This window comes from Rhodobacter sp. 24-YEA-8 (genome assembly GCF_900105075.1).
In the GTDB taxonomy this organism is placed as follows: Bacteria; Pseudomonadota; Alphaproteobacteria; order Rhodobacterales; family Rhodobacteraceae; genus Pseudogemmobacter.
In genome coordinates this window covers 2,713,112-2,740,002 of record NZ_FNSK01000001.1, presented here as the reverse complement: position 1 = coordinate 2,740,002, position 26,891 = coordinate 2,713,112, and the positions used below count along the sequence as shown (strand labels likewise).

General features: G+C 64.8%; 29 protein-coding genes and 1 pseudogene. 12 read left to right on the top strand and 18 right to left on the bottom strand.

Features of this window, described 5'->3' with window-relative positions; genetic code table 11:
• Positions 1-44 precede the first annotated feature (44 nt).
• Positions 45-734, top strand: a complete 690-nt coding sequence (locus tag BLW25_RS13320) for a TetR/AcrR family transcriptional regulator (protein WP_092899803.1) — start codon at positions 45-47, stop codon at positions 732-734.
• Between the two features lie 7 nt (positions 735-741).
• Here the strand turns inward: BLW25_RS13320 and BLW25_RS13315 are convergent, their stop codons facing one another.
• On the bottom strand, positions 742-1,356 hold the full coding sequence (locus BLW25_RS13315) for an enoyl-CoA hydratase/isomerase family protein (RefSeq protein WP_092899801.1): 615 nt from the start codon (positions 1,354-1,356) through the stop codon (positions 742-744).
• Positions 1,357-1,495: 139 nt separating this feature from the next.
• Between BLW25_RS13315 and BLW25_RS13310 the strand changes: the two genes are divergently transcribed.
• The 4 genes from BLW25_RS13310 to BLW25_RS13295 all read left to right on the top strand — a co-directional run bounded on the left by BLW25_RS13310 (position 1,496) and on the right by BLW25_RS13295 (position 6,944).
• The gene (locus BLW25_RS13310; RefSeq protein ID WP_171909555.1) at positions 1,496-3,034 is read left to right on the top strand and encodes a DUF2125 domain-containing protein; all 1,539 of its coding nucleotides are present in this window, start codon (positions 1,496-1,498) and stop codon (positions 3,032-3,034) included.
• A gap of 64 nt (positions 3,035-3,098) precedes the next feature.
• A complete protein-coding gene (locus tag BLW25_RS13305; protein ID WP_092899797.1) occupies positions 3,099-4,700 on the top strand; it encodes a DUF2125 domain-containing protein in 1,602 nt (533 codons plus the stop codon).
• Positions 4,701-4,795: 95 nt separating this feature from the next.
• The gene (locus BLW25_RS13300; protein WP_092899795.1) at positions 4,796-6,142 is read left to right on the top strand and encodes a TldD/PmbA family protein; all 1,347 of its coding nucleotides are present in this window, start codon (positions 4,796-4,798) and stop codon (positions 6,140-6,142) included.
• 1 nt (position 6,143) lies between these two features.
• Entirely contained in the window at positions 6,144-6,944 is an 801-nt protein-coding gene (locus tag BLW25_RS13295) for a 3'(2'),5'-bisphosphate nucleotidase CysQ (protein ID WP_092899793.1), read from the top strand.
• Positions 6,945-6,964: 20 nt separating this feature from the next.
• Here the strand turns inward: BLW25_RS13295 and BLW25_RS13290 are convergent, their stop codons facing one another.
• Genes BLW25_RS13290 through BLW25_RS13280 form a run of 3 tightly spaced genes read right to left on the bottom strand, consistent with a single transcriptional unit; the run spans position 6,965 to position 8,566 of the window.
• Positions 6,965-7,402, bottom strand: a complete 438-nt coding sequence (locus BLW25_RS13290; protein WP_092899791.1) for an NUDIX domain-containing protein — start codon at positions 7,400-7,402, stop codon at positions 6,965-6,967.
• 7 nt (positions 7,403-7,409) lie between these two features.
• On the bottom strand, positions 7,410-7,688 hold the full coding sequence (locus tag BLW25_RS13285; protein WP_092899789.1) for an NfeD family protein: 279 nt from the start codon (positions 7,686-7,688) through the stop codon (positions 7,410-7,412).
• Positions 7,688-8,566: an SPFH domain-containing protein gene (locus tag BLW25_RS13280; RefSeq protein WP_092899787.1), complete on the bottom strand. Its 879-nt coding sequence runs from the start codon at positions 8,564-8,566 to the stop codon at positions 7,688-7,690. The genes BLW25_RS13285 and BLW25_RS13280 overlap by 1 nt, the downstream gene beginning before the upstream one ends.
• Before the next feature lie 216 nt (positions 8,567-8,782).
• On the opposite strand from BLW25_RS13280, the gene BLW25_RS13275 reads away from it, so the two are divergent.
• Genes BLW25_RS13275 through lpxK form a run of 3 tightly spaced genes read left to right on the top strand, consistent with a single transcriptional unit; the run spans position 8,783 to position 11,226 of the window.
• Positions 8,783-9,022: a DUF4170 domain-containing protein gene (locus BLW25_RS13275; protein WP_092899785.1), complete on the top strand. Its 240-nt coding sequence runs from the start codon at positions 8,783-8,785 to the stop codon at positions 9,020-9,022.
• Positions 9,023-9,025: 3 nt separating this feature from the next.
• Positions 9,026-10,231: a 3-deoxy-D-manno-octulosonic acid transferase gene (locus BLW25_RS13270; RefSeq protein ID WP_092899783.1), complete on the top strand. Its 1,206-nt coding sequence runs from the start codon at positions 9,026-9,028 to the stop codon at positions 10,229-10,231.
• Positions 10,231-11,226 carry a tetraacyldisaccharide 4'-kinase gene (lpxK, locus tag BLW25_RS13265; RefSeq protein WP_092899782.1) on the top strand — a complete coding sequence of 332 codons (996 nt, stop codon included), beginning with the start codon at positions 10,231-10,233 and terminating at the stop codon, positions 11,224-11,226. Before BLW25_RS13270 ends, lpxK begins: the two co-directional genes overlap by 1 nt.
• 84 nt (positions 11,227-11,310) lie before the next feature.
• Here lpxK and dxs read toward each other — a convergent pair whose 3' ends face one another.
• Genes dxs through BLW25_RS13235 form a run of 6 tightly spaced genes read right to left on the bottom strand, consistent with a single transcriptional unit; the run spans position 11,311 to position 16,595 of the window.
• Entirely contained in the window at positions 11,311-13,218 is a 1,908-nt protein-coding gene (dxs, locus tag BLW25_RS13260) for a 1-deoxy-D-xylulose-5-phosphate synthase (RefSeq protein ID WP_092899780.1), read from the bottom strand.
• Between the two features lie 35 nt (positions 13,219-13,253).
• The gene (locus tag BLW25_RS13255; RefSeq protein WP_253188436.1) at positions 13,254-14,123 is read right to left on the bottom strand and encodes a polyprenyl synthetase family protein; all 870 of its coding nucleotides are present in this window, start codon (positions 14,121-14,123) and stop codon (positions 13,254-13,256) included.
• Positions 14,120-14,359, bottom strand: a complete 240-nt coding sequence (locus tag BLW25_RS13250; RefSeq protein ID WP_092899778.1) for an exodeoxyribonuclease VII small subunit — start codon at positions 14,357-14,359, stop codon at positions 14,120-14,122. Before BLW25_RS13250 ends, BLW25_RS13255 begins: the two co-directional genes overlap by 4 nt.
• The gene (locus BLW25_RS13245) at positions 14,356-15,270 is read right to left on the bottom strand and encodes a histone deacetylase family protein (RefSeq protein ID WP_092899776.1); all 915 of its coding nucleotides are present in this window, start codon (positions 15,268-15,270) and stop codon (positions 14,356-14,358) included. Before BLW25_RS13245 ends, BLW25_RS13250 begins: the two co-directional genes overlap by 4 nt.
• Before the next feature lie 59 nt (positions 15,271-15,329).
• Entirely contained in the window at positions 15,330-16,043 is a 714-nt protein-coding gene (locus BLW25_RS13240) for a response regulator (RefSeq protein ID WP_092899774.1), read from the bottom strand.
• Positions 16,044-16,067: 24 nt separating this feature from the next.
• Positions 16,068-16,595: a MarR family winged helix-turn-helix transcriptional regulator gene (locus tag BLW25_RS13235; protein ID WP_092899772.1), complete on the bottom strand. Its 528-nt coding sequence runs from the start codon at positions 16,593-16,595 to the stop codon at positions 16,068-16,070.
• 144 nt (positions 16,596-16,739) lie between these two features.
• On the opposite strand from BLW25_RS13235, the gene BLW25_RS13230 reads away from it, so the two are divergent.
• Positions 16,740-17,606, top strand: coding sequence for a branched-chain amino acid aminotransferase (locus tag BLW25_RS13230; protein WP_092902049.1), 867 nt, complete (start codon positions 16,740-16,742; stop codon positions 17,604-17,606).
• A gap of 223 nt (positions 17,607-17,829) precedes the next feature.
• On the opposite strand, the gene BLW25_RS13225 is transcribed toward BLW25_RS13230, so the two are convergent.
• From BLW25_RS13225 to mtgA, 6 genes are all read right to left on the bottom strand, one after another.
• Positions 17,830-18,270 carry a glyoxalase superfamily protein gene (locus tag BLW25_RS13225; RefSeq protein ID WP_092899770.1) on the bottom strand — a complete coding sequence of 147 codons (441 nt, stop codon included), beginning with the start codon at positions 18,268-18,270 and terminating at the stop codon, positions 17,830-17,832.
• A gap of 212 nt (positions 18,271-18,482) precedes the next feature.
• Positions 18,483-18,911 (bottom strand): organic hydroperoxide resistance protein, encoded by a 429-nt coding sequence (locus BLW25_RS13220; protein WP_092899768.1) that lies wholly within the window; start codon positions 18,909-18,911, stop codon positions 18,483-18,485.
• Positions 18,912-18,977: 66 nt separating this feature from the next.
• Positions 18,978-19,157, bottom strand: coding sequence for a hypothetical protein (locus BLW25_RS13215; RefSeq protein ID WP_092899766.1), 180 nt, complete (start codon positions 19,155-19,157; stop codon positions 18,978-18,980).
• A 120-nt stretch (positions 19,158-19,277) separates the two neighbouring features.
• Positions 19,278-20,336, bottom strand: coding sequence for a tRNA epoxyqueuosine(34) reductase QueG (queG, locus tag BLW25_RS13210; protein WP_092899764.1), 1,059 nt, complete (start codon positions 20,334-20,336; stop codon positions 19,278-19,280).
• Between the two features lie 51 nt (positions 20,337-20,387).
• Positions 20,388-21,053, bottom strand: a complete 666-nt coding sequence (locus tag BLW25_RS13205; protein ID WP_092899762.1) for an FtsZ-binding protein FzlA — start codon at positions 21,051-21,053, stop codon at positions 20,388-20,390.
• A gap of 86 nt (positions 21,054-21,139) precedes the next feature.
• On the bottom strand, positions 21,140-21,916 hold the full coding sequence (mtgA, locus tag BLW25_RS13200) for a monofunctional biosynthetic peptidoglycan transglycosylase (protein ID WP_092899760.1): 777 nt from the start codon (positions 21,914-21,916) through the stop codon (positions 21,140-21,142).
• A 207-nt stretch (positions 21,917-22,123) separates the two neighbouring features.
• Between mtgA and BLW25_RS13195 the strand changes: the two genes are divergently transcribed.
• Positions 22,124-22,618, top strand: a complete 495-nt coding sequence (locus BLW25_RS13195) for a hypothetical protein (protein WP_092899758.1) — start codon at positions 22,124-22,126, stop codon at positions 22,616-22,618.
• 77 nt (positions 22,619-22,695) lie between these two features.
• Here the strand turns inward: BLW25_RS13195 and BLW25_RS13190 are convergent, their stop codons facing one another.
• Positions 22,696-24,159 carry a hypothetical protein gene (locus BLW25_RS13190; RefSeq protein ID WP_092899756.1) on the bottom strand — a complete coding sequence of 488 codons (1,464 nt, stop codon included), beginning with the start codon at positions 24,157-24,159 and terminating at the stop codon, positions 22,696-22,698.
• Positions 24,160-24,477: 318 nt separating this feature from the next.
• Here BLW25_RS13190 and BLW25_RS23990 point away from each other — a divergent pair, with 318 nt between their 5' ends.
• Both BLW25_RS23990 and BLW25_RS13175 read left to right on the top strand, forming a co-directional pair.
• A complete protein-coding gene (locus BLW25_RS23990) occupies positions 24,478-24,720 on the top strand; it encodes a beta/alpha barrel domain-containing protein (RefSeq protein ID WP_171909552.1) in 243 nt (80 codons plus the stop codon).
• Between the two features lie 446 nt (positions 24,721-25,166).
• Positions 25,167-26,042: an MBL fold metallo-hydrolase gene (locus tag BLW25_RS13175; RefSeq protein ID WP_171909551.1), complete on the top strand. Its 876-nt coding sequence runs from the start codon at positions 25,167-25,169 to the stop codon at positions 26,040-26,042.
• A 105-nt stretch (positions 26,043-26,147) separates the two neighbouring features.
• On the opposite strand, the pseudogene BLW25_RS13170 reads toward BLW25_RS13175, so the two are convergent.
• Positions 26,148-26,829: pseudogene (locus tag BLW25_RS13170) on the bottom strand (transposase).
• Between the last annotated feature and the right edge of the window lie 62 nt (positions 26,830-26,891).

The following is a 26,891-nucleotide window of genomic DNA, read 5'->3' as shown; positions in this document are numbered from 1 at the left end:
CTTCGGCAGTGCCGGAAGCCGGAGCCGCCGCAAAAGGGAAAGCCATGAGTCTCAGCCCATCCCCGCCCGCCAGGGGCCGACCGGCAACCATCACCCGCGACAGGATCGCCGATGCGGGCATCGCCATCGGGCTGAATGATCTGACAATCGTGGGGGTCGCGGCCCGGCTCGGGGTCAGCCATATGGGGTTGTATAAACATGTGCGGGGCCTTGCGGACCTGCGCAGCCTTGTGGCCGAGGCCGCCTTCCTGCGATGGGAGTTCCCGCGCCCTGGCCCCGAGGTGCCGCTGGCTACATGGCTCTGGGATTTCGCGACTTCGATCTGGCGCCTGGTCGAGGCCCATCCCGGCATTGCACCCTGGCTTTTGCGGGGCGACATGATCACGCGCGAAATGACAGAAAAGATCGTGGCGCATCAGGAGGAGCTGGCCGGGACGCGCGGCCTGAGCTTTGCCCAGGCGCGCTGGCTGATGCTGACCATCGCCTTTCACTGCGTGGCGGTGGCAGATACCGTTCTGCCCGCGAGGGGCTCTCCGGCCGGGCGCCTTCAGTCTGGCCGCCTTCAGTCTGACCGGCTGCAAACTGGCGGATCCGGGGGCGAGGGCGCGGAGGGGATCGATCCCGAACACCGCGACGGTATCCGGGCACTGATCACCGGGGCGCTGGCGATCATCGGAGAGATCACCAGCGTGCCCTATCCTTCGGAGGTGACCGATCGGGCCGGGGGGCGCTGAGCGCTTTTCAGCGCGTCATACGGGCGATGGTCTCAAGATGACCGGCTGGTGCGGCAAGCGCATCTTTCGCAAGCTCGGTGGCGGTCTCCATCAGGTGTTCCGCCGGGCTGATGCGGTCGATCAGCCCCCAGGACAGCGCCTCTTCCGCGCCGATCTTCGCGCCGGCCATCAGGATCATCCGCGCCCGCGCCGGGCCGATCAGCGCGATCAGCCGTCCGGGGTCCGAGGGCTGCGGCAGATGGCCAAGCCGCATCACCGGGTAGAAGAAATTCGCCCCGGGAACGGCAATGCGCAGATCACAGGCCAGCGCGATGCCAAAGGCGCCGCCCGCCAGCGTGCCGTTCAGCGCCGCAACCGACAGGCCGGGGAAATTGGCAATCGCGCCCGACGCCCGCTCCCAGGCCGGATCACGGCCCAGCCCCTGGCCCATCGCCTCAAGATCGGCACCGGCGGAAAAGACGCGCCCCTCGCCGGTCAGGACCAGGGCTTTCACGCCCGCCTCCCAGGCGGTTTCTGCTGCCAGCGCCACGGCATCCAGCATCTCGCGGGTCAGCGCATTAGCCTTGTCGGCGCGGCTCAGGCGGATGATCCGCAGCGCGCCCTGGTCTTCGGTTGCAATCATCACGTTCCTCCCTGGCTGTCTGCTTTGCGCGACTGTCGAAAATGTCAATCGAATCGCAGTCAAGCTATGTCAACCTCCACTTGACGCGCCCCGGGCCAGGGCCGACGATATGGCAGTGATTTCCGCGTCGGGGTTGAGGATGAAGCGCTGGACTATTTCTGCGGCAACAGTGCTGGCGCTTGTTCTTCCGTCTCAGGCGGCCTGGGCGCTGACCCCGGAAGAGGTCTGGGACAGCTGGAAGGCCGGCGTGACCGCGAGCGGTGGATCGGTCACCACCAGATCCGAGACCCGCGAGGGCGATGCGCTGGTGATCAGCGGGATCGGCACGCTTTCGGGTGACCTTGATGGCACTGCAAATGTGCAGATGCAGATTGACCGGCTGACCCTGACCGGCCGCAGTGACGGTACGGTCGCGATGACCATGTCAGATATGTTCCGCGTTGATTACAGGGCGCAACTCAATTCGGATGACGCCCGCGGCTTCAGGGTCGAGATCCGCCAGACCGGGGCCGAAACCATTGCGTCGGGCACGGTGGATGCGATCACCTATGATTACACCATCGCCGGCTTCGAGGCGAAGCTGATCGAATTGCGCAATGAGGCCGTTGAGCTGCATGACGTGCAGGGGGTGCTGACCGGCGAACAGCTGTCCGGCACGTGCCTGCAGATGCGGCAGCCCGGCGGGGCGGTCAGGGTTCAGTCCGAAATGGCCCTGGGGCCGATGGTGCTGACCGTCTCGGGGAAAAAGACAGGCCCGGCGGAAGAGAGGGCGGCGGGCTTTTCGGGAACCATGACCCTTGCGAGCGCGAAATCAACTTTCAGCGGTGCGGTTCTGCCGGCTGACAGGCTGGTCGATATCCGAACGGCTTTGGCCGAGGGGCTGGCCTTTGACAGCAAGCTTGAATTCGGGGCGGTGACGGCGCAGTTCAACGAGACCGACAATACCGGCGCGGCCAAAGGAAGCTTTACCGCGAAACTCGATGGCGGGGATCTGGGGCTGCTCTTTGATGCCGCCCGCTTTGATTACGGGCTCTCACTTTTGGGGGGCGATGTCCGGGCGGAGCTGCCGTCTTCCGGGCTGACCGATCTGGGCGGGGCTTTTACCGAAGTGACGCTGCGGATGGGAATGCCGCTCGCCAATGACGGGGTTTCGCAGGATTTCAGCTTTCTGAGCCGCCTCGTTGATGTGACGGTCTCGGATTATGTCTGGGGCCTTGCGGACCCGGGCACGCAACTGTCGCGAGACCCGGCGACGCTGATCGTGGACCTGACCGGCAAGGGCGCCTGGTTGCAGGATTTCCTGGTGCCGGGGCCGAAGCAGGACCCTTCCGCCAGCGTGCCGCTGGCCCGCATCGATCAGATCGACCTGAAGCAGGGGTTTGCAAAGCTGTTTGGCGCGCAACTTGATGCCAGTGGCGCGCTGAGTTTTGACAATAGCGACACCACGACCTTCCAGGGCTTCCCGGCGCCCGATGGCAGGATCACGGTCAGCCTGGCGGGGCTGTCGGCGCTTCTCGACAAACTCGTGGCCCTGGGGATTGTCAGCGCCAATGACCTGAACGGCATCCGCATGGCGATGGCCATGTTCACCCGCCCAGGCGCCGGGCCCGATCAGCTGACCACTGAAATCGTGTTCCGCAACAAGGGCCTCTTCGTCAACGGCCAGCAACTTTTGTAACCTCTTACGCCGCCCGGGAGCCCGCCTTCCGGAACACTCTCTTCGTCCTTTGGAAACTCCTGACATGTCTTCTTTGTTGCGCAACTCTGCCGTCCTTGCCGGTTCCCTGGTCGTGATGACCGCTCTTCCGCCGGCGGCCTGGGCCCAGGGCGTGACCGCTCAGGAACTCTGGGCGGCCTGGCAGGATGGCGTTGCCCTGGCGGGCGGCAGCCTCAGCGCCAGTGAAAACCGCGAGGGCAACCAGCTTGTGCTCCAGGATCTGCGGCTCGACATGGGCGACGAGGCGGGGATGCTCCAGCTCGAAGTGATGAAGCTGGTCAACCAGGCCGATGGTTCGGTGGCGGTGATCCTGCCCGACCGGTTTCCGCTGATGTTCGAACTGCCCGACGCGCCTGCCGATGAAACCGGGGCGGAGCCCGGGCCAGAAAAGGTGTTCATCACCGTCGATGCGCCGGATCTGAGCCTTGTGGTGCAGGGGCTGGGCGAGCGTGCCGAATTCCAGGCGGCGGCGCCGACGATGACGCTGACACTTGACCGCTTCGTGCCGGCGATCCCGCCCGAAAAGGGCGTGGTGACCGCCAGTGTCGTGCTGGACAGCTTTGTCCTGCGCTATCTGCAGGATCTCGCGACGGATGTGCCGCTGATTGATGCGGCGGTGTCTTTTGACACGCTGAATGCGCGGGCCGCGGTGGGCAAAAACGCCTCGGGCAGTGCCGAGATGGTGGCCCGGCTGGGCAAATCCTCGGCGGGCTTTTCCGGCGCGATGCCGGTCAATTCGCCGGCGGTTCAGGAGGCCGAGGCGGCGATGGCGCGCGGCGATTTCCCGGTTGCGGCCTGGCTTGCGCTGCTCGATGCCGGGATGCGCGGCAAGGTCAGCCTTTCGCTGGGGGATGCGGAATTCACCGGTGACGTGACCGAAATCACCGCCGGAACCGCGACCACGCCGACGACCTGGGATATCGGCTTTGCCACGCTGGATCTCGCGCTCGGGATTGATGCGACGAAGATCGGCTATTCCACGGTGCTGAAGGGAACGCGGTTCCTGCTGACCGGCGATATTCCCGATTTTCCGGCGGACAGCATGAGCTACGGAATAGGCGAATACCGGATCGGCCTTGAGGCAGGGCTGAACGGGCTGACCAAACCGCAGGACTGGTCGGCGGCCTATGTGATGCGTGACATCACCATGTCGGATGAGATGTGGCATCTGATCAGCAATGGCACCGAGCTGCCGCATGAGCCGCTGACCCTCGCGCTGGATCTGGGTGGCCGTTACGGCGTGCAGCCAGAGATGCTGAAACCCGGCTGGAATCCGGTCGACGCCGGTCAGCCCTTTACCGAGTTCAGCTTTAAGATCAACGAGATGAAACTCGCGGGCCTTGGGGTTCTGTCGACCGGCCAGGGCGGGCTGGGCTTTGATTTCTCGGATCTGGCTACGTTTGACGGATTGCCGCTGCCCTCGGGCCGTGTCTCGATCCTGACCACGGGCGCTTATGGGCTGATCGACCTGATGGCGAAGGCCGGTCAGATCAGCGCCGAAGATGTCCAGGGCGCGCGGGCAGCACTTATGATGGTGGGGCGCGCCGGTGAAGCGCCGGATACGCTGAATACCGAGGTCGATTTCCGCGAGAAGGGCCTGTTCCTCAACGGGGTCAAAATCCGCTGAAACCGCCGGGGTTTGCCCTGCCGCCGCGCCGGGGCCAGCCCTTGCGCCAGGGGGCGGGGCAGATTACCTCTGCCTTGCCCCACAAAGGATAACGCATGTCCGCGCCCGATCTTGCCGAACTGACCCATGAACTTCTGAAAGCCGCCCGCGCCGCCGGGGCCGACCAGGCCGATGCGCTTGCAGTGCGCGGCACGGCGCTTTCGGTCGATATCCGTCAGGGCCAGCTGGAACAGGCCGAACGCGCCGAAGGCACCGATATCGGGCTTCGGGTGCTGATCGGCCAGCGCCAGGCCTGTGTCTCGGCCTCTGATATTTCCGCAGTGACGATTGCAGCACTGGCGGAACGCGCCGTTGCCATGGCGCGTGAGGCCCCGGAGGATGCGGCGACAGGGCTTGCGGATCCTGGTGACCTGGCCGCGCTGCGCGATTCCTCGGGGCTCGAGCTGGAAGATGGCGGTGCCGACCCGGATGCGGCGGCGCTGGAGGCTGCAGCGCGCGGGCTCGAAGCGGCCGCGCTTGAAGCAGAGGGCATCACCCAGGCCGAAGCCTCGGCCACCTTTTCGCGCCGCGCCCTGCATCTTGCGCAGTCGAATGGCTTTGCCGGCGGCTATGGCCGCAGCGGTCACAGCCGGTCGGTTGTGGCCTTTTGCGGCTCTGGCACCGCGATGGAGCGCGATTACGCCGGAGAGGCGCGGCCCTGGGCCACTGACCTGCCCGATGGCGCCGGGATCGGCAGGCTCGCGGCAGAACGGGCGCTGCAACGGCTCGGCGCGGTCAAACCGCCGACCGGCACTTTCCCGGTTCTGTATGATGAGAGGATCGCCTCTTCGCTGATCGGCCATCTGCTGGGCGCGATCAATGGCGAGGCCGTAGCGCGCGGCGCCTCCTGGGCGCGCGATCTGCTGGATCAGCCGGTGCTGCCGGCGGGGGTCAGCCTGCGCGAAGACCCGCTGCGCAAACGCGGGTCTTCCTCGCGGATTTTTGACGCCGAAGGGCTGGCGACCTCGGCAAAGGATTTCGTGGCGGATGGGGTGCTGACAAGCTGGGTGCTCGACCTCGCCACTGCGCGGCGGCTGAAACTGCGCCCGACCGCCAATGCGATGCGCGGGCCTTCGGCGCCGCCCTCGCCGGGCACGACCAATCTGGAACTGACGCCGGGCACCGCCAGCCGCGACGACCTGATCGCGCAGATGGGGACGGGGCTGCTGGTCACCTCGCTGATCGGCTCGACCATCAACCCGACCACGGGCGATTATTCGCGCGGGGCGTCGGGCTGGTGGGTCGAGAAGGGCCGCCTCTCGCATCCGGTCCATGAATGCACCATCGCGGGCAATCTGCGCGACATGCTGCGGCGAATCGTTCAGGCCAATGATGCGCGGCAGCATCTGGCGATCCGGGTGCCCTCGATCCTGATCGACGGAATGACCATTGCCGGGGTGTGATTTGGGGCGTGAATCGAGGCCTGACCGGGATGCCGAAGATCTCGATCTGCTGGAACGCGCCGCACGGGCCGCGGGGCCGCTTGCGCTGATCTACTGGCGGCGCGCGCCGGAGGCCTGGGAAAAGCCCGATGATGCCGGCCCGGTTTCCGAAGCCGATCTCGCGGTCGACCGCAGCCTGCGCGAGACGCTGATGGCGGCGCGGCCCTCTTACGGCTGGCTTTCTGAGGAGACCCCGGATGACCTGGCCCGGCTGGGGCATGAGGATGTGTTTATCGTTGATCCGATCGATGGCACCCGTGCTTTTCTCGCCGGAGAGAAGGAATTCGCGCTGTCGCTGGCGCTGGTGCGCGGCGGGGTCGTGGTGGCGGGGGTGGTGCATCTGCCCGCCCGCGATCTGACCTATAGCGCCCGGCTTGGCGGGCGGGCATTTTGCAACGACCGCGAGATCCGTGCCTCATCGCGCGCGGAGCTGACCGGGGCCAGTGTGATGACCAACCGGGTCAATCTCGACCCGGCGCAATGGCCAGGCGGCATCCCCGATGTGAAACGGGTGTTTCGCTCGTCTCTGGCCTACCGGCTCTGTCTGGCGGCCGAAGGGCGGGCGGATGCCATGCTGACGCTGCGCAGGACCTGGGAATGGGACGCGGCAGCGGGAAGCCTGATCGCGGCGGCGGCGGGCTGCAGGGTCACCGACCGCCATGGTGCGGATCTGGTGTTCAATCGCGCAGTGCCGCAAAGCGACGGCGTTGTCGCCGCGCCGCCCGCCCTGCATCAGGGCTTCATGCGCGGGCTTGGCGTCTGACGCGGTGACCAGGGGGCCGTTTAAAGCCTGATTCCAAACAGCGGTGCGACATGACGCAGCCGCGTGATCAGGGCCGGGATGGCGCGGGGGTGGCCGAAGTAATCGGTGACCCGCATCATCTCCCAGCACTGGCCTTCGCTGCCGAAGCGGATCGCGGCGATTTCAGATATGGTGATTTCCGCGGCGAAAAAGATCCCCGGCAGGTCGCCACCGGCCATGGGCGGAAATTCCGCCCGGTACAGCAGCCGCGCGGCGGGAAGGGTGAGGCCGAATTCCTCCCGGAACTCGCGCAGCAGGCAGGCCTCGGCGGTCTCGTCGCCTTCGCGCCCGCCGCCGGGCAGGTCCCAGTGGCCCGGCCAGGGCAGGTGCGGGAAGTCGTCGCGCAGATAAGTCAAAAGCCGCGCTTCACCACCGTCCAGGTGGAAAAACGCGGCTTTTGCGCCGTTGAATCCGGCCATGACCGGCTTACGGATTGTCGTTGATGTCGCGGTCCCAGATCTTGACCTGGCCGTCGCGGGTGCCCAGCAGCCGGCGGATCACCAGCCAGGAAATCAGCGACAGCACCGCAAAGATCGCAAGGAGCATCGGCAGCCCGGCAGGGATCCCGACCAGCACGACCAGCCCGGTCAGCGCCGCGCCGACCGCGAAGCCTACGAAAATATAGCCCGGCACGATCACCTCGACCATACCGAGCGCCAGGCCCAGCACGATCCAGCTCCACCAGGTGCTCCAGATCTGATCCATCACTTGCCTTTCAGCATGTTGAACGCATTCCCGAAGGCCTCAAGCGCCTGGGCTGGGATCAGGATGGTCTGTTTGCCCTGACCTTTGGCCACGGCTTCCAGCGCCTCGACCTGTTTCAGCGCCACCTGATACTGCGCCGCAGAGATGCCGTTCTCGGCGATGGCGGCGGCGATCACTGAGGTGGCGAATGCCTCGGCCTCGGCGGTGACGCGCTTGGCTTTCGCCTGTTGTTCCGCCTGGTAAAGTTCGGCATCGGCCTGCAATTCGACTGCGCGCTTCTTGCCCTCGGCCTCGGTCACCTGTGCGCGCCGCGCGCGTTCTGCGTTCAGCTGTTGCAGCATGGCCGAGCGCGTCGCGTCATCAAGATTGACATCAAGGATCTCGGCCCGGGTCACTTCGACGCCCCAGTCATCGACCATGGCGGCAACCTGTTCGCGCACCCGCTCGATCAGCTGGCTGCGGTTCGATTGCACCTGGTCCAGTTCCAGCTTGCCGATTTCCGAGCGCACGATACCGGCGACGGTGGTGGCGATGGCGCCGTCAATATCCCGGATCCGGTAGACGGTCTTTTCCGGCTCGGTCACGCGGTAGAAGACCGAGGTTTCGACCTTGACCAGCACGTTATCGGCGGTGATGGCGTCCTGGCTGGCGGTGGGCAACTGACGCTCCAGCACCGAAACGCGATGGGCGATGCGGTCAAGAAAGGGCACGACAAAGTTGATCCCCGGCCCCAATACGGATTTCAGCCGGCCAAAGCGTTCGACCACATGTTTTTCCGATTGCGGAACGATGCGGACGCCCAGAAAAATACAGAGAATGACAAAGACGGCAATCGCCACCAGGACGGCGTTTGAGCCTGAAATGTTACTAAGATCCATCATTAATTCTCCTGGAACGGCCCGATTACCGGTATTTGCGCGTATTGTGATCGGGGAAGGCGTTCATATCAAGGTAAGAGTTTCCACAGGCCCGCCCGCCGTCTTTTCCCCGCAGTCGTGGCACTGTAGACTGCGCCCGGCATCCGGCCGGTGACTGCGGTCCGGCGCTGCTGAAGGACCGCCCCGCTGACGGGCCCGCTGACGGGAAGGAATACCATGGCGCAGAGACTTCATCTGGTGTTTGGCGGCGAGCTGGTCTCGCCGGACTCGACCCAGTTCCGCGATGCGGACAAAATCCATATTGTCGGCATGTTCCCCGATTATGACAGCGCCTATGTCGCCTGGAAGGCCGAGGCGCAGCGCACGGTCGATGATGCCCATACCCGATATTTCATCGCGCATCTTCATCGTCTGCGGGACGAAGAGCTGACCGCGCCGGCGGCTCAGGCCGGCTGACCCATGGCGACTGCGCCGTCGAGAGGCTGGTGGCCGGCAACGGGTCGCCGGAGACACAGCCATGCAGAGCGTCCGGCCCGCCCTCTGGGCGGGCTGATCTGGCTGCATGTGCCGGGCCAGGCGTCGCTTTCGGCCATGCGCGAGCTGGCGCGGCGGTTGATCGAAGAGGATGGCGTCGCCGTGCTGATGACCGGCGAAGGCGGCGGCGCGCGGGCGAAGGGCGTGATCTTTGACCAGGCCCCGGAAGATGGCGCGCAGACGGTGCGCGACTTTCTCGACCATTGGCGCCCCGATGCGGTCGTGTTTTCCGAAGGCGAGATCCGGCCGGCGCTTTTGCATGAATGTGCCGAGCGGCAGTTGATGCTGATCATGGCGGATGCCAGCGATCCCTGGTTTCTGCGCGGGCATGAAAGCTGGATCCCGGGCGCGATGCGGCGCTCGGTTTCGGCCTTGTCGCAGGTCTATGCGATTGACCAGGCGGCGATGCGGGCCTGGAGGCGTGCGGGCATCGCGCCTGCACGGGTGGTCAGCTCGGGACGGATGGAGGAAAGTTCGCTCGCGCTTCCCTGTCTCGAGGCAGAGCGGGAATATCTGGCGGCGGCGATGATGACGCGGCCGGTCTGGTTTGGCGCGCGGGTGCCGCGCTCGGAGGAAGGCGCGGTGCTGGCGGCGCAGCAATATGCGATGCAGCTGGCGCACCGGCTGTTGCTGATCGTGATGCCGGAAGATCCCGCCCGGGCCGCGCCGCTGGCACGGGAACTCGCCGATCAGGGCTGGATCACCGCCTCGCGCAGTGACGAAGAAGAGCCCGAGACCGAGACCGCGATCTATATCGTAAATGATGCCGCCGAGCTTGGCCTGTGGTACAGGCTGGCGCCGGTCAGCTATCTGGGCGGCGGTCTGTCGGGCACCGGGCTTCTGACCAGTCCGCTGGAGCCTGCGGCGCTTGGCTCGGCGATCCTGCACGGGCCGCGACCAGGGGGGTTTGGCCCGCAGATCGGGCGGCTCGGCGCGGCGCGGGCGGCGCGGGCGGTGGCCTCGATCCGGGATCTGAGCGAGGCGCTTGGCGATCTGCTGGCGCCCGATCGTACGGCACGTCTGGCCCAGGCAGCCTGGGGGGTGGTCTCGGACGGGGCCGAGGTGACCGAGGCCGTGCTCGCCGATCTGCGCAGAGCGCTGGCGGCCGCAACAGCGCGGGGGCGGGTCTGATGCGTGCACCGGGGTTCTGGGACAATCCGCCGGACGCGCCGGGGCTGAAGGCGCGGCTCCTGCAGCCTTTGGGCGGAATTTATGCGGCGGCAACCGCGCGGCGGCTGCGGCAGGCGGGCGGCTATCGCGCGCCGGTGCCGGTGATCTGCGTCGGCAATCTGAACGCGGGCGGCGTCGGCAAGACCCCGACCGTCATGGCCCTGATTGCGCATCTGACTGCGCGGGGGCATCAGGTCCAGGTGGTCACGCGCGGCTATGGCGGATCAGCCAATGGCCCTTTGCGCGTCGATACGACCCGGCACGCCGCCGATCTGACGGGGGACGAGCCGCTGCTGATCGCGCCTTTCGCACCGGTCTGGGTGGCAAAGGACCGGGCCGAAGGGGTGAAGGCGGCGGTGGCGGATGGGGCCGGGGTGATCCTGCTCGATGATGGTCACCAGAACCCGTCAGTCGTGAAGGATCTGTCGCTGGTGGTGGTGGATGCGGGCCAGGGCTTCGGCAATGGGCTCTGCATCCCGGCAGGGCCTTTGCGCGAGCCGGTGGCGGCGGGGCTGGCGCGGGCGGATGCGGTGCTTGCGATCGGTGACACGGTGGCTCAGACGCGGTTCGATCTGATCTGGGGGCGGGACCTGGGTGGCATCCCAAGGCTGTCGGGCCGGCTCGTGCCGCTGCAAATGGGGATGGACTGGCGGCAGGAGCGGGTGCTCGCCTTTGCCGGCATCGGCAATCCGGAGAAGTTCTTCGCGACGCTCAGGGCCGAAGGGGCCGAGCTGGTCAGGGCCGAGGCACTGGATGATCACCAGAAGCTCTCGCCCGCGCTGATCGCGCGGCTGGAGGCAGAGGCGATGCTGCTCGGCGCGCAGCTGGTCACGACCGAGAAGGATGCGGCGCGGCTGCCCCCGGCGTTCCGCCTGAAAGTGCTGACCCTGGTGGTGCGGCTGGAGATTGACGATTGGACGCCGTTTGACGCCTTGCTGAAACCTCTGGGCCTGTGACCCGAAATCTTTTAAGATTTCGGCAAAATTCCTCTGCAGGAATTTGCCCGTTTCCTTGTAAGGAAACGGGGTTGGGCACAGTGGTCAGGCCCGGTTTCTGGCGCTGGCAATGCCCAGCACATCGAGCACTTTCGCCTCAATCCGGGCGGCATCCATACCGGCGACGCGGTACATTGCCTCGGGGCTGGCCTGGTCGATGAAGATATCGGGCAGCACCATCGAGCGGAATTTCAGCCCCCCGTCGAACACGCCCTCATCTGCCAGCAGCTGCGCTACATGGCTGCCGAAACCGCCTACCGCGCCTTCTTCGACCGTGATCAGCGCCTCATGGTGGCGCGTGAGCCGCAGGATCAGATCGCGGTCCAGCGGCTTGGCAAAGCGCGCATCGACAACGGTTGGCGCGAGGCCCCGCGCGCTCAGCGCTTCAGCGGCTTTCAGCACCTCGGCAAGCCGCGTCCCGAAGGAAAGGATCGCCACCCGGTTGCCCTCTTGCAGCAGCCGGGCGCGGCCAATCTCGAGCATCTCGCCCCGCGCCGGCATTTCGACGCCCATGCCCTCGCCCCGTGGATAGCGAAAGGCAATCGGGCTTTCATCCCAGGCCGCCGCCGTTGCGACCATATGTTTCAGCTCAGCCTCATCCGCCGCCGCCATCACCACCATCCCCGGCAGGTTTGCAAGGAAGGCCACGTCGAACGAGCCCGCATGGGTCGCGCCATCGGCGCCGACCAGCCCTGCGCGATCAATCGCAAAGCGCACCGGCAGACGCTGGATCGCGACATCATGCACCACCTGGTCGTAGCCGCGTTGCAGGAAGGTCGAATAGATCGCGCAGAAGGGTTTCATCCCCCCCGCCGCCAGCCCGGCGGCGAATGTCACCGCATGTTGTTCTGCGATCCCCACATCGAACAGCCGGCGCGGGAAACGCGCCCCGAACAGATCCAGCCCCGTCCCGTCCGGCATCGCGGCTGTGACGCCGACGATCTTGTCGTCGCGTTCGGCCTCCTGGATCAGGCTTTCTGCGAAGACTTTCGTATAGGACGGCGCGTTGGAGGGCGTTTTTTTCTGCTCGCCGGTCACCAGGTCGAATTTCGCCCGGGCATGACCCCGATCCGGTGAATTCTCGGCCGGGCCGTAGCCTTTGCCCTTTTTCGTAAGCACATGCAGCAGGACCGGCCCATGCGAGCGCGCCTTCAGCGTCCTGAGGACCGGCAGAAGCTGGTCGAGGTCATGGCCATCAATCGGCCCGACATAGGTAAAGCCAAGCGCTTCAAACAGCGTGCCACCCACCGCCATGCCCTTGAGCATCTCTTTCGCGCGTTTCGCGCCTTCCTGCAGCGGGCCCGGGAGCAGCGAGACAAAGCCCTTTGCAACCTCTTTCAGATCCTGCATCGGGGCTTCAGCGTAAAGCTTGCTGAGATAGGCCGAGAGCGCGCCGACCGGCGGCGCAATCGACATCTCATTGTCGTTCAGCACCACGAAAAGCCGCTTTTTCAGCGCGCCCGCATTGTTCATCGCCTCGAATGCCATGCCCGCCGACATCGAGCCGTCACCGATCACCGCAATCGCATCGCCGGCGTCACCGCCCAGATCCGCCGCCATCGCAAAGCCTAGCGCCGCCGAGATCGAGGTCGAGCTATGCGCCGCGCCGAACGGGTCATAGGGGCTCTCGGAACGTTTGGTGAAACCCGAAAGCCCGCCCTCCATCCGGAGCGTGCGGATCCGGTCGCGCCGCCCGGTCAGGATCTTATGCGGGTAACATTGATGGCCGACATCCCAGATCAGCTTGTCCTTCGGCGTGTCGAACACGGCATGCAGCGCCACGGTCAGCTCGACCACGCCAAGCCCCGCGCCCAGATGGCCGCCGGTCACCGAGACCGCCGCAACCGTCTCGGCCCGCACCTCATCGGCCAGCTGGCGCAATTCGGCATCGGAAAGCGCCTTCATATCGGACGGGAAATGCACCCGGTCGAGAATGGTGGAGGATGCTGCCATGGGGAGGCTCCTGGGAAGCGGCGCGGCCTGTGGGGTCAGGCCTGTCTGGATATGGTGAAACGGGCGGCGGCGACAAGATTTTCGGCCCGCGCCCCATAGGGGGAAAGCGCGGCTTCGGCCTCGCGGATCAGCCCGGAGGCGCGGTCACGGGCCGGTTCAAGGCCCAGAAGCGAGACGAAAGTGGCCTTGCCGCGCCCCTCATCCTTGCCGGTGCGCTTGCCGGTGATGCCGGCATCGCCCGTGACATCAAGGACATCGTCATGGATCTGGAACGCGAGGCCAAGCGCCGCCGCATAGGCCCGCAAAGGTGCCGGGTCTTCGCCGGCAATCAGCGCTCCGGCACTGGCCGAAAAACCGATCAGCGCACCGGTCTTGCCAGCCTGGAGGGATGTGATCTCTGCAAGAGACAGGGGGCGACCGGCAGTCTCGGCGGCGATATCCAGCGCCTGGCCCAGAACCATCCCTTCGGCGCCCGAGGCCTTTGCAAGGGCGGCAACGAGCGCGATCCGCCGCTCTGCCGCGCCGATCACCGGGTCGGTCAGCGCCTCAAACGCCAGGGTCTGCAAGGCATCACCGGCAAGGATCGCGGTGGCCTCGTCCCATTTCACATGTACGGTCGGCAGGCCGCGCCGCAGGTCATCATCATCCATCGCCGGCAGATCGTCATGGACCAGACTATAGGCATGCAGGGCCTCGACCGCGGCCGCGACGGGCAGCGCTGCTTTCGGGTCGACCCCGAAAAGCCGCGCCGATTCCAGCACCAGAAAGCCGCGCAAACCTTTGCCGCCCGTGAGCGCATAGCGCATCGCCGCAATCACCGGCAGATCGGCGCGCCCCGCCAGCATATCGCGCAGCCAGAGCTGCACCCGGCTGGCATCGGCCTTCAACAGTTCGGGAAAGCTCACAGCCCCTCCGCCGGAGCGGTGCCGGTGGCGCGACCTTCCTGGACTCGGATCATCTCGACGCGCGCCTCGGCCTCGGCGAGTTTCGCGGCACAGTGCTTTTTCAGGCTGTCGCCGAATTCGTAAAGGCTGATCGATTGTTCCAGCGCGACATCGCCGCGCTCCAGCTGGCCGACAACCGATTCCAGCGCCGCCATCGCTTCTTCAAAACTCATTTCCGCAACGGGTTTCTGGCTCATCGGAGGGTCCTGCTCAGCTCGCTCACATGCGCGCGGACAGTATCTTCCAGCGCGCCCGGATCATAGCCCCCTTCGAGGCAGGATACGACCCCCGCGCCGCATCCCGCTGCGAGATCGGCAATCGCGCGCGTCAGTCGGACGAAATCCGCCGTCGTCCAGCCAAGGCCCCCCAGCGGATCTTCGATATGCGCGTCAAACCCGGCGCTGATCAGGATCAGCTCTGGTTTCCAGGCCCGCAGCCGCTCCAGCTCCGGCGCCCAGGCCGCCCACATCGCCCGCCCGTCCGATCCGGCGTTAAGCGGCAGATTGGTGATCTGCCCATGCGCGCCGCGCTCATCCGCATATCCCGTGCCGGGAAAAAGCGGCATCTGCTGCGAAGAGACAAAGCGCACCCGCGCCTCATCCCATAGCAGATCCTGCGTCCCGTTGCCGTGATGCACGTCGAAATCCAGCACCGCGACGCGGGTCAGCCGGTGATGATCCAGCGCCCGCTTCGCCGCAATCGCCACGGTGCCGAAAAGGCAGAACCCCATCGCGACCGCCGCTTCCGCATGATGGCCCGGCGGGCGCGCGGCCACAAAAGCCGCCCGTGCCTCGCCGCCAAGCACCGCATCGACTGCTGCACAGGCGCCACCCACGGCACAAAGCCCGGCCTCCCATGACCCCGGAGACAGCCATGTATCGCCATCGATTGCTCTGAGGCCAGCTGCAGGCACGGCTGCCTTGACCCGGGCGACATAATCCGCCGGGTGACAGCGCAAGAGCTCTGCCTCTGATGCCAAAGGTGCGGGCCGTGTTTCCAGTTCAAGCCCGGCGAGGCCCCGCGCGACTGCGGCCATCCGTTCCGGCCGTTCCGGATGCCCCTCAGGCACCAGATGCCGCGCGAAAGCACCATCTGAGAAAACCAGCATCAATGCTCCTTCCTCCTGACTTAAATACTCCGGGGGCTGGCCCCCCGCGTTCGGCCACCTCAGTCGGGGGCCAGCATATAGCCCTCGCCCCGCACCGTCTGCAGATAGCGCGGCACCTTGGGATCATCCTCGATCTTGCGCCTGAGCCGGGTGATCTGCACATCGACCGCGCGTTCCTGCGCCTCTTCCTCGCGGCCCATATCGAGGACCAGCCGCTCGCGCGAGATCGGCTCATTCGCGCTTGCCGCAAAGAGCCGCATCAAAGCGGCCTCAGTCGCAGTCAGTCGCACCAGCTCGGGCCCGCGCCACAGCTCGCCCCGGTCCATATCATAGCGCACCTGGCCCATGTGAAGCATCTTCGGCGGCTGATCGGCCTCGCTCACCTGTGGCACCCGGCGCAGGATCGCGGCCACCCGCAGCAGCAACTCCTTCGGCTCGAAGGGCTTGGCGAGGTAATCATCCGCCCCCGCCTCCAGCCCCTCGATCCGGTTCGCCGTCTCGCCCCGCGCCGTCAGAAGGAGGATCGGCACCGAGGTCTTTTTGCGCAGATCGCGGGTAAGCGCGATACCGTCCTCATCGGGCATCATCACATCAAGGATCAGCATGTCGAACTCAAGCCCGGCAAGCAGCCGCCGGGCCTGGGCGGCATCCTTCGCCACAGTGACCATATAGCCGCTGCGCACGAGGAATTTCTGCAACAGAACCCGGATCCGCTCGTCGTCATCGACCACGAGAAGATGGATATCCGCCAGATGCTGTGCGGTACCTGTCATGCGTCGCTCTCCCTTTGCAACGCCTCAGGCGCCATCTCTCAGACGGTTGTAATAGTCGCGCAGGCCCGGGTCCATCATTGCCTCAAGCACCTGCCGGAAACCCTGTACCGCCACCGGCCCGGCGGCACGGTAAGCTGCCCGCATCCGCGCACGCTGCGCATCCGACAGGCTTTTCTCCATCGCCTCGCCCTTTTCGGTCAGGAAAAGATGCCGCTCGCGCCCGTCGCGCCGGCCCTTTTCGCTGCGGACATGACCATCATCGATCAGGCTGCGCAGCACCCGGTTCAGGCTTTGCTTGGTCACGCCAAGGATCCCCAGCAGGTTCGACACCGTCGTCCCCGGGCTGCGATGGATGAAATGCACCGCCCGGTGATGGGCGCGGCCATAATCCATCGTCTCCAGAATCCGGTCCGGATCGGCGGTAAAGCCGCGATAGGCGAAGAACATCGCTTCGATCCCTTTGCGCAGCTGCTCATCGGTCAGGAAGAGCAGGTTCTCGCCGCCGCCACCCGGAGCGGTGCCAGAAAGTTGAGACCCAGAAAATTGAGACATGGTCAGCCTCCTATTTCAGGACAACTTACGTCAGCCTTGTTGACTTTCCAAGTCATGAAGCGTAGCGAGTCGACAGGTTGGCGCAAGATAATGCATGTGCAGCATGAGTGTCGCGCAACTTTCGTAAAAATGGAGGGCCGGGATATGGCGGCATATGACGATCGTGATGGCTGGATCTGGATGGACGGAAAGCTCGTCCCCTGGCGTGAGGCGAATGTCCACGTCCTGACCCATGCGCTCCATTACGCATCCTCGGTCTTCGAGGGCGAGCGCTGCTATAATGGCAAGATTTTCAAGGGCGTCGAGCATTCGATGCGGCTGCGCAAATCGGCCGAACTCCTTGACATGGATATCCCCTATTCCGTGCAGGAAATCGAGGCCGCCAAATATGAGATGCTGAAGGCAAACGGCTGGACCGATGCCTATGTGCGCGCGATTGCCTTCCGGGGTGCGGGCGATGAGATGGGTGTTTCGGCCGTTGGCAACCCGGTGCGTCTGGTGATCGCAGGCTGGGAATGGGGCGCCTATTACGGCGACGCCAAGATGAAGGGCGCCAAGCTCGACATCTCGAAATGGCGCCGCCCGGATCCGGCGACGATCCCCTCCGCCGCCAAGGCTGCCGGTCTTTATATGATCTGCACCATGTCGAAACACGCGGCCCAGGCCAAAGGGTGTTCCGACGCGCTGATGATGGATTACCGCGGCTATGTCGCCGAGGCGACCGGCGCGAATATCTTCTTCGTCAAAGACGGCGAAGTGCATACGCCGCTGCCCGACTGCTTCCTGAACGGCATCACCCGCCAGACGGTAATCGGCCTGCTGAAAGAAAAAGGCCTCACCGTGCATGAGCGCCATATCATGCCGACCGAGCTTGCTGATTTCGAACAATGCTGGCTGACCGGCACCGCCGCCGAGGTCACCCCGGTCGGTGAGATTGGTGGCTTTAAATTCGAAGTCGGTGCTATCGCCCGCGACATCGCGGAAACCTATGAGCGCCACGTCCGCGCGTAAGCTGCGGAATCATGAAATCAGAAACGGCGGAGCATTTGCTCCGCCGTTTTTGTTTGTTCAGCCGCAGCATACCCTTTCCCTCGGGCTCGGGAACGCTTTGGGCTGAAAGGTCAGCGGTTCACCGGGGGATCTCAGATACAGAGGCACTCATAGGGGCGACAGCATCTCAGGGCGCGTGAAGCTGGCGCCCCGAGATGCGCTCTGCAACCCGAAGCCGTCGTGCTTATGGCGCGCGCAGGACGAGATGCGGCGCCCCGTCCGACGTGCGGTCAAACGACCGCCCCGAGGCATCGACCACTTTGCGGATCCGGCTGCGGAAATTCGAGAAACTGTCGAATGTCACCACATCCACCGCCTGATCCAGTTGCAATTCGACCTCATAACGGCCCTCGGACAGCGCCGTCACACCGATCACCTCGGCGAGGAAGTCCTGACCCAGATAGCGCCCGGCAGTGATGTCTCCCAGTCGCACCGGGGGCTGCGGCCGGTTGCCGGCCCTTGCATGAAGCGTGTTCCAGTCGTGAAAGCCATGCGCCTTTGCCACCAGTTCCAGCGCGGCGGAATGGCTGATCTCCTGACCCTGGCGGGCCAGTTCACTGCGCAGGGCTTTCGCCTGGGTCTTTGCCTCTTCGAGGCGCGGTATTGCAGAAATTCTGTGTTCCATCTGCCTTGGCATCCTTATTCAGAGCGCCGGGAGATCTGGGATGGAGCCTGCATTGCCATCGAACCCGGCCTGAAACAGAAGCGGCGGATCGGTCTTTCCGGTTTCACCATGGCGATACGCCAGCAGGCGGCAGGGACCGGAACCCTGCCGCCCAGATAGGCGCAAATGCCGTCCAGGTCAAGCCGGAGCCGGCCCGATCCGTTCCGACCCGCTCAGGCCAGAACGGTTTCGACCTCGATATTGCCCTTGGTTGCGTTGGAATAGGGGCAGATGAAATGCCCGCGCTCGACAATCTTTTCGGCCACGTCGCGCTCCAGGCCCGGCAGGCTGACCGTCAGCGTTACCTTCAGGCCAAATCCCCCATCCGAACGCGGGCCAATCCCGACCTCTGCCCTGACGGTTGCCGCATCCGGCACCGTGCCCAGCTTTTCGGACCCGGCGGCAAAGCGCATCGCACCCAGATAGCAGGCGGCATAGCCGGTGGCGAACAGCTCTTCGGGATTATGCCCGAGGCCCGATCCACCCAGTTCTTTCGGGCTGGCCATGGTCACGGTGAGCTGGCCATTGTCGAGCCCGGCCACCCCGTTGCGGCCGCTGCCCGTGGCTTTGGCAGAAGTCTTGTATTTCACGTCGACAGACATGGTCACTCCTTTGAAATGGCCCGGATCTTTTCGCCGGGCCGGGGCATCCGGTCACCCGGATGGGCCTCAGACCGTGCGGCCGCGTGCGATCCGCAAGAATTGCTGCATCCGGGCGGGACCGGCGCCTTCGCGCGGCTTGTGGAATGTGTCGCGCCCGGTCTCGCCCTTGCTGCGGGCGATGTTCAGAAAGGCTTTGACCCTCGCGCCGGTGGTGGCTGTGCGTTTGTCGGCAAGATGCCTGCTCATAACGTCCTCCTCACATGTGCTGCGTCACTGCAGGCAGTCTGGCACAGGCCGTCTTATATCCCAAGCCTGCAATCAGGAGTTTTCCGCGAGCCCCACCCCGTCCGGCCGGATCCGGCCTGGTCAGCGGCCGGGCCCGGCATTGGTCAGCCGGCTCAGAGCCCATCTTGCTGCATCGGCAACGACCGGATCCGGGTCCGCACACAGCGCCCCGGCGGCGCTGGCGAGGCCAGGGTCTGCCGAATTGCCGATGGCGTAAAGCACGTTGCGGATGAAACGATCGCGTCCGATCCGCTTGATCGGGCTGCCGGCAAAGCGCGCGCGAAATGCGGCATCATCCAGCGTGGCAAGCTCGGCGAGTTCTGGTGCCCCGACCTTCGGCTGATAGCCGATCTCTTTGGCCTGCTGCGCGAATTTGTTCCAGGGGCAGGCGGCAAGACAATCATCGCAGCCATAGATCCGGTTGCCCATCCGGGCGCGCAGGTCTTCGTCCACCGGCCCCTTATGCTCGATGGTCAGATAGGAAATGCAGCGCCGCGCATCCAGCTGATAGGGCGCGGGAAAGGCATCGGTAGGGCAGGCGGTCAGGCAGGACCGGCAGGAGCCACAATGCGAGACCTCTGCCGCATCTTTCGGCAGATCAAGCGTGGTGAAGATCGAGCCGAGAAAGAACCAGTTCCCCAGATCGCGGCTGAGCAGGTTCGTATGTTTCCCTTGCCAGCCCAGACCCGCCGCCTCGGCCAGTGGCTTCTCCATCACCGGCGCGGTATCGACGAAAACCTTGATCTCCTCGCCCGCCGTCTGGTCCAGCAGCCAGCGCCCCAGCCGTTTCAGCCGCCGCTTGACCAGATCATGGTAATCCTTGCCCTGGGCATAGACCGAGACCGCCGCCCGGTCGCGCTGTTCCAGCACCGCGCGCGGATCTTCTTCGGGCGTGTAAACCTCTGCCAGCATGATCACCGACCGCGCCTCTGGCCAGAGCGCCCCCGGTGCGCCCCGCCAGTGCTCGCGCTCTGCCATCCAGCCCATGGACCCATGTCGCCCGGCTTCCAGAAATTCCCTCAGCCGCGCCGCCGTTCCCGGCACCGCATCCGGCGCGCAGATCCCCATTTTCGAGAATCCCTCTGCCAGCGCCTGCTCCCGCAGCCGCTCCTTCAACGGGAGGGGATGGTTGCTTTTCATCCTGGCTCAAATACTCCGGGGGTGTGGGGGCTGGCCCCCACCCGGCCAGTTTCAGAAATCCAGATCGGTATATTGCCGGGGCGGCGGGAAACCCGGCACCTGATCCGCCAGCAGCGTCCGGAAAGACGGGCGCGACTTGATCTTGGCGTACCAGTCCTTGACCACCTCATGCCGGTGCCAGTCGACATCCGAGATATAATCAAGGCTCGACAGATGCGCCGCCGCCGTCAGATCCGCCAGCGTCATCACATCTCCGGCCAGCCAGGACCGCCGGTCCAGCAGCCAGGCCATATAATCAAGGTGATACTTGATCTTGCTCGACCCGGATTTCACATTTTTCGAATCCGGGTAGCCTTCTTTCGTCAGCTTCTTGTTCACCCGCTCGTAAAGCAGCTTGGACGTCACTTCGTGATGGAACTTGTCGTCAAACCAGGTGCAGAGGCGGCGCATCTCATAGCGCAGTTCGGGATCCCTCGGCACCAGCGGCGGCACCAGAACCGTTTCGTCGATATATTCGCAAATCGCCTGGCTTTCGCTCAGAAGTCGCCCGTTCAGCCGCAGAATCGGCACTTTCCCCGCCGGATTGCGCCGCAGGAAATCCTGGCCCTGTTCCCAATAGCGCTCCTCGACCAGCTCGACCTCGATTTTCTTCTCGGCCAAGGTCAGCCGCACCTTGCGACAAAAGGGGGAAAGGGGGACGTGATAAAGACGGTTCATCTGGTTACTGCCCGCAAACTTCCCCTGTCCTAGACCCTGCGGGCCTGGCGATCAATCCCGGCGCCGGTCAGAGCGGCAAAAGCGTGCTACTGAAAACAGCCGGCGCGGCCATCGGCGCGGATCGTATCGGCGCCTGACATGATCGAGGCGGTCCGTTTGCGCACGAAAGCCGAGGGTTTCGAGGCCGAGCGGCGTTTCGGATCGGGCAGCACCGCCGCGAGCCGCGCCGCCTGCAGGGCCGACAGGTTTTTCGCATCGACCCCGAAATAATGCCGCGCCGCCGCCTGAACCCCGAACACGCCCTCGTCGAATTCTGCAACGTTCAGATAGACTTCGAGGATACGCTCTTTCGACCAGAAAAGCTCGATCACCGGGGTGAGAGCGGCTTCGGCGGCTTTGCGGGCGTAAGAGCGGTCATGCCAGAGGAAGACATTCTTCGCCACCTGCTGCGTGATGGTGGACGCCCCCCGGTTCGATCCCGAATTGATCGCGTCCCGGATCGCGGTCATGTCAAATCCCCAGTGGTTGCAGAAATTCGCATCTTCTGCCGCCACGGCCGCGCGGCCCATCACCGGTGCGATCTCGTCCCAGGACACCCATTTCCGGTCAATTGCGCCAAGCCGCCATTTTTCCTGCATCTGATAGATATTGATCGGGGGCGGCAGGAAGCTGAACAGAAGGATCAGCACAAGGAAGAAGCCCACGACGCCAAGAACCGCCCGGAGCGCCCAACGCCGGAGCTGCGCAAACGCACCGCGACGCCGCGTGCTTTTAGCGCCCGTCGCGCCCGCTGCGGGTTTTTTCCGTGGTTTTCGGACCACCGGCTTCTTTTCCTCGGGCTGCTCAACGATCTCGTCCGACATGATCCTGCAATGACCTGGTCAGAGGCCATGCGTCAAGTCGCGCGGCGCGCCACGCCTGTGGTGCAGATCGGGGCGTTGCTGTCGGAGCCCGGCGGATCGCCGCCTGGCGCTTCCCGTGCCGGGGGCGCCTTGCCGACGGAAACCCCGGGGCGCGGCGTGGAACAGTCGTGATCCAGGACGAACAGACCATGAAAAGGAGTATCTCCCATGGCAGGACTTAAGCTTCTTCCGGCCGCGCTGGCCGCCGCCCTTGCCCTGATGCCGCTGAGCGCGTTTTCCCAGGAGACCGCAGCGCCGTCCCCGGGGCAAAATGCAGACCAGGGGGCCGGCCCCGGGACGGGTCATGGTCACGGCGCGGGCGCGCGCTTTGCGCGGTCCCCGATGATCCGGCTTGATTTCGGGGCCGGGCGGACCATCAGCGTGCAATGCGGCGAGACCGCAATTGCCGCCTGTGTCGAGGCGATCACGCCGCTGGCCGAAAAGCTGGCCGCGACCCCGGCTGCAGGCCCCGGCAAAGACCGCGACCATGCAAAGGGCCGGGGCGGGGAGCACCATAAAGCCCATGGCAAGGATCGCGGCAAGGATCGCGAAAAAGGCGGGGCCGTGTTCAGACATGACAAATCCGGCCAGGGGCATGACAGGCCCGCTGCGGCACCGGATGCTCCGGCAGAGGCGCCGCCGGTCGACGCACCGGCTCCGTAATCCTGCCCCGGGGGCGTGATTGCCCCCGGATTCTTCCCCGAATCTGCAATGGCCGCGAGATGCGGGGCGCCTGGCTGTCAGTTTGCCGGCAGCGGGCCGATATCGCCGGGCCGCATCCAGAGGATCGTAAGATCCTCTGTTTCGGTTCTCAGCAGCGCCCCGCCATCCCCGGCGCTGACGATCCGGCCACAGGTTTCGGCCCCCGCCTCGCGGGTCATACAAAGCTGATCCGCCTCGATCCGGTAGCGGAAACTGGCGGCGGGCGCGCCGGAGGCATAGGCCCTGCCGGCGCCATTCTCGCCAAGCCAATAGGCGATACTTCCCTCTTTGCTTTCCAGCAGCACCGAGTGCCCGGGCGCGAAGGCCTGGACAGCGGGCAGGTCAGGATGGGGCGCGTCCACCGGCGGATTGGCGTAAAGCGTGCGGAAATCGGCGGGTTCCACCCGTGCCATGGCGCGTAATTCGGCCAGCGGCGTGTAATGCGGCAGTGTCTGCCAGAGATCGAACAGCCGGTGCTGCGGCACCGAATCTTCGCTCACCCGTTCAAACCAGGCGGTATAGGCCGGCGTGGCCTGGGCATCATGGTAGAACAGGCATTGGTGATGTCGCGACAGAACTTCGCGGAAAAAGGGCGGCGCTGTCTCATCCGTGCCCCCGGCCAGCAGGTTCCAGTTTGCGGGCGGCAAGCGGGCTTCGGGTTCATATCCCTCTTCGGGCAGATTGACCTGCCAGGCCCAGGAACTCAGATCCGGATCGGTCGCACCCTGCCAGCCCCTGGCCTGCAGCGAGAGATTGTTGCAGGCGCGCATCCAGGTGGCCTCATCAGTCTCGATGGGCGGCACGCCGGCAAGGCGGATATCATAGAGGCCGGCCTTGCCGGTGGTGTCGATCATATAGGGCTGGGCCGGATCACGATGCGAAAGCATCCCGACCAGGAGTTGCGGATGGAACCGGGCGGTGGGCGTATAGCTGTCGATGCCGGAAAACAGGTCGGTCAGCCCGGCGATGTAATCCAGCACTGCATCGCCATCGGGCAAATCAGGTGCCAGAAAGCCCAGCCTTCCCCCGGTATGGAGCGCCCGCATCGGCATCCGCGCACCGCCCCCCGAATTCGAGGAGGCGGCTGACCCGGCCATGAACGCCACCGCACAGGCGCCGAAACAGTCCGCGCCATCCGGCACCACGGTCGCAAGCGCGTTGTCGCGGATCACCTTTGCCAGCGCCAGCGCCTCAGGGGCATCACCTCCGGCGCTGTTGAGGCAAAGCACCTGACCCTCGGCGCCGGTCCCGGACATCAGACTGGTCGGGCGTCCGTGCTCGATGCTGTCATCTTCCAGCATGGCCTCAAGCCGGCCGGCATCCCCTGGTTCGATCCCGCCTTTCAGGCGAAGGCTGCAGCTGCCCGATACCAGTCCTGCCGCATCGCGCAAGGCGGGGTCGATGAGCGAGATCTCGGCTGCATGGGTCGCGAGGGGCGCTGACAGGAGGAGGCCGCTTAGCAGGGCGGCAGGCAAATGAGTCGGGATCAGTTCGTCATGCATCGCGCTCTCCGTTCCGGACAGCGCAATAACACCTGGCAAGTGCTTCGGGATCAAGCGCTTTGGCGGGCAGAAAGCCTGTCAGACCAGCTCGACATTTGCCCTGCCGCCGCGCATGCGCTGAAGGCAGGCCTTTGCCACGGGTCGCGCCGGCAGGATCAGGTCGAACTCGGTCAGATCAGCCACATCATTCAGCGTGGTGGAGCCCGGTATCAGGATCCGGAGGATCTATTCACGCCGGCGTTCCGCTTTGGAGAGAGATGGCGCGGGGTCGAAAATACTGGGTTCCATCTGGCGCTGATGATGTGCCCGGTGCCTGTCGTGATCACGGGTGACAAAAAGCTGCCGGAGTCCGAGGCAATGGAGATGGCTTACCGCGCCATCGGCCAGGGTGCGGCGGGGGCAGATATGGCCCGCAAGCTGTTCCAGGTCTCAGGCCCGGTTGCGACGCTCAGAGCGCTGGCTATCCTGGTGCAAGAGGGCCGGAGCGGCGCTGCAGTCTATAAGATGTACTGCGATCTGGCAGAGCGCCAAACAGTCCGACACCTGACCGCCTGCGGGTAAACCAAATGCAGTTTAATCACGGGCGATCCTGTGGCCCGCCGGCCGGATCATGTCCGGAGAAGGTTTGTGATGCGGATCCACTGCGATGAGGCCGCGGATCCGGCCTCACCGGGCTGGCACTCAGGGCTTACCCGTCGCGCCTGATCGGGCAGAATCCGGGCGACGTGCTGCAGGGGGCGGAAATAGCTTGTGCAAAGGCGAGGCGCGCGATCTCTGCGCTGGCGGATGATAGCTTTGCCCGACCCACCGGTGCACAGATTTCTGTCGAAGGCGGCAATGATTGCGTGATCTGATCCCGGGTTTTCTGTATCTGAAAGGAAGAGCGCCCTGTAGAGGCTGATCGGGTAGAACATTGTTCCCTTCTTTGATGTCGTATCTTCGGAAAAACACATGTTTCTACCTGAGCCGACAGGCTGCCTGTACTTGTCCGGAATAAAGAGGCACCTATGATACCCCGTCCTGAGGTCACCGGCTTTTATGAGGCCCGCACCGGATCGGTTCAATATGTGGTGGCAGACCCCGCCACAAAGGCCTGTGTCATTATCGACCCGGTGCTGGATTATGACGAGAAGTCAGGCGCGACCGCCACAATCGAGGCTGACCGCCTGCTGGCCTTTGTCGCAGAGCGTGGATACCGGCTTGATCAGATCCTCGACACCCATCCCCATGCCGACCATTTCTCGGCCGCAGATTACCTGAAACGGCAGACCGGAGCGCCCATTGCGATCGGGGCGAAGGTGACAAAGGTTCAGGCGCTGTGGAACGGGTTTTACAACCGCGATATGGCCGCAGACGGATCGCAATGGGACAGGCTCTATGATGAGGGCGACACATTCATGGTCGGGGAAATCCCGGCCAGGGTGATGTTCTCGCCCGGTCACACCATGGCGTCGGTCAGCTATGTGATCGGTGATGCGGCTTTCATCCATGACACGATTTTCATGCCCGATACCGGCACGGCACGGGCCGATTTCCCCGGCGGCAGCGCCAGGATGCTGTGGCAGTCGATCCAGGAGATCCTGGCACTTCCCGATGCGACGCGGCTTTTCACCGGTCATGATTACCGCCAGGGCGGGCGTGCGGCGGCCTGGGAATCCACCGTCGCCGAACAGCGGGCAACCAATATCCATCTCTCGAAACATCCGGGTGAGGCCGCTTTCGTCGCGGTCCGCGAGGCGCGCGATGCGACCCTGCCGATGCCAAAACTGATCCTTCATGCGCTGCAGGTGAACACCAATGCCGGCCGCCTGCCGGAGCGTGAGGCCAATGGCACGCGCTATCTGAAAATACCGCTCGATCTGTTCAGAACCGTCTGGGAGTGATCGCCAGGCACGACAAAGACGGCAGGCCGGCATGCCCGGATTTGCCCTTTGGGCGTTGTTGCAGAAGTCAGGTACCAGCCGGACCTGGCCCTTTCCCCGCTGAGCTCAGGCCAGGCGTTCGATCCCGGTGGCGCCGGGAGCAGTGAAGCAGGTGACGCGGGTCACGCGGAACTGGGCGTCTGCAGTCTGGCGATCCGGATCGCGTGACGCGATGCGTTCCCCGAAGGCCTTGAGGTACTTTATCTTTGCCTTGATCCTGGTCCGGACCTGATATCCGGACCAGGGTTTCCAGGTTGAGGAGGAACAGGGGCGGCATAGGTGCCGCGTAAGTCCGACGAAGTCGTCACAGGCGTTCGCGGCAAGGGCAGTCCTCGTGCCATCTTCGTTCATTTCTGCAGATAGGTGTGACCGCGATACCGCCGCGCTCAAGGATCGTGCGATGGCATCGCCCTGTGTCGAAGACCCCACCGCCAGGTTCAGCGGACCCGGAGCAGGGCGGAAAAGCCCGGCACCGGCCCGTCAGGGCCGGCCATCGGGAGACCGCTTGTCACAATTCTGGTCGTTTGTCGAAGCGGCTGGCCGATCAGAGCTGTCACCATCAGACAAACCCGGACAGCCGCATCGCTGAACACCGGGGGCTGGTTCCGACCTTCGGCACGACCCACACTATGTCCATCTCCGGCCAGAACTGCAGGGAACCGCACCGCTACAGCGTGTCGTTATAGCTTTTCCCGCTCGGCGTCCGATGGCGGTGATCGCGACCCGGAGGCGCGCAAAGCGGGGTCAGGCAGGGCGCGCGCGGTTAAAAACCACATGCATCCCGGCATTCCTGCTTGAAGGGCGCGGCCC

Bases quoted from the DNA above. Each gene is read 5' to 3' on its own strand.
- BLW25_RS13320 (WP_092899803.1), top strand. From the start codon at position 45: ATGAGTCTCAGCCCATCCCCGCCCGCCAGGGGCCGACCGGCAACCATC.
- BLW25_RS13315 (WP_092899801.1), bottom strand. From the start codon at position 1,356: ATGATTGCAACCGAAGACCAGGGCGCGCTGCGGATCATCCGCCTGAGC.
- BLW25_RS13310 (WP_171909555.1), top strand. From the start codon at position 1,496: ATGAAGCGCTGGACTATTTCTGCGGCAACAGTGCTGGCGCTTGTTCTT.
- BLW25_RS13305 (WP_092899797.1), top strand. From the start codon at position 3,099: ATGTCTTCTTTGTTGCGCAACTCTGCCGTCCTTGCCGGTTCCCTGGTC.
- BLW25_RS13300 (WP_092899795.1), top strand. From the start codon at position 4,796: ATGTCCGCGCCCGATCTTGCCGAACTGACCCATGAACTTCTGAAAGCC.
- BLW25_RS13290 (WP_092899791.1), bottom strand. From the start codon at position 7,402: ATGGCCGGATTCAACGGCGCAAAAGCCGCGTTTTTCCACCTGGACGGT.
- BLW25_RS13285 (WP_092899789.1), bottom strand. From the start codon at position 7,688: ATGGATCAGATCTGGAGCACCTGGTGGAGCTGGATCGTGCTGGGCCTG.
- BLW25_RS13280 (WP_092899787.1), bottom strand. From the start codon at position 8,566: ATGGATCTTAGTAACATTTCAGGCTCAAACGCCGTCCTGGTGGCGATT.
- BLW25_RS13275 (WP_092899785.1), top strand. From the start codon at position 8,783: ATGGCGCAGAGACTTCATCTGGTGTTTGGCGGCGAGCTGGTCTCGCCG.
- BLW25_RS13270 (WP_092899783.1), top strand. From the start codon at position 9,026: ATGGCGACTGCGCCGTCGAGAGGCTGGTGGCCGGCAACGGGTCGCCGG.
- lpxK (WP_092899782.1), top strand. From the start codon at position 10,231: ATGCGTGCACCGGGGTTCTGGGACAATCCGCCGGACGCGCCGGGGCTG.
- dxs (WP_092899780.1), bottom strand. From the start codon at position 13,218: ATGGCAGCATCCTCCACCATTCTCGACCGGGTGCATTTCCCGTCCGAT.
- BLW25_RS13250 (WP_092899778.1), bottom strand. From the start codon at position 14,359: ATGAGCCAGAAACCCGTTGCGGAAATGAGTTTTGAAGAAGCGATGGCG.
- BLW25_RS13245 (WP_092899776.1), bottom strand. From the start codon at position 15,270: ATGCTGGTTTTCTCAGATGGTGCTTTCGCGCGGCATCTGGTGCCTGAG.
- BLW25_RS13240 (WP_092899774.1), bottom strand. From the start codon at position 16,043: ATGACAGGTACCGCACAGCATCTGGCGGATATCCATCTTCTCGTGGTC.
- BLW25_RS13235 (WP_092899772.1), bottom strand. From the start codon at position 16,595: ATGTCTCAATTTTCTGGGTCTCAACTTTCTGGCACCGCTCCGGGTGGC.
- BLW25_RS13230 (WP_092902049.1), top strand. From the start codon at position 16,740: ATGGCGGCATATGACGATCGTGATGGCTGGATCTGGATGGACGGAAAG.
- BLW25_RS13225 (WP_092899770.1), bottom strand. From the start codon at position 18,270: ATGGAACACAGAATTTCTGCAATACCGCGCCTCGAAGAGGCAAAGACC.
- BLW25_RS13220 (WP_092899768.1), bottom strand. From the start codon at position 18,911: ATGTCTGTCGACGTGAAATACAAGACTTCTGCCAAAGCCACGGGCAGC.
- BLW25_RS13215 (WP_092899766.1), bottom strand. From the start codon at position 19,157: ATGAGCAGGCATCTTGCCGACAAACGCACAGCCACCACCGGCGCGAGG.
- queG (WP_092899764.1), bottom strand. From the start codon at position 20,336: ATGAAAAGCAACCATCCCCTCCCGTTGAAGGAGCGGCTGCGGGAGCAG.
- BLW25_RS13205 (WP_092899762.1), bottom strand. From the start codon at position 21,053: ATGAACCGTCTTTATCACGTCCCCCTTTCCCCCTTTTGTCGCAAGGTG.
- mtgA (WP_092899760.1), bottom strand. From the start codon at position 21,916: ATGTCGGACGAGATCGTTGAGCAGCCCGAGGAAAAGAAGCCGGTGGTC.
- BLW25_RS13195 (WP_092899758.1), top strand. From the start codon at position 22,124: ATGGCAGGACTTAAGCTTCTTCCGGCCGCGCTGGCCGCCGCCCTTGCC.
- BLW25_RS13190 (WP_092899756.1), bottom strand. From the start codon at position 24,159: ATGCATGACGAACTGATCCCGACTCATTTGCCTGCCGCCCTGCTAAGC.
- BLW25_RS13175 (WP_171909551.1), top strand. From the start codon at position 25,167: ATGATACCCCGTCCTGAGGTCACCGGCTTTTATGAGGCCCGCACCGGA.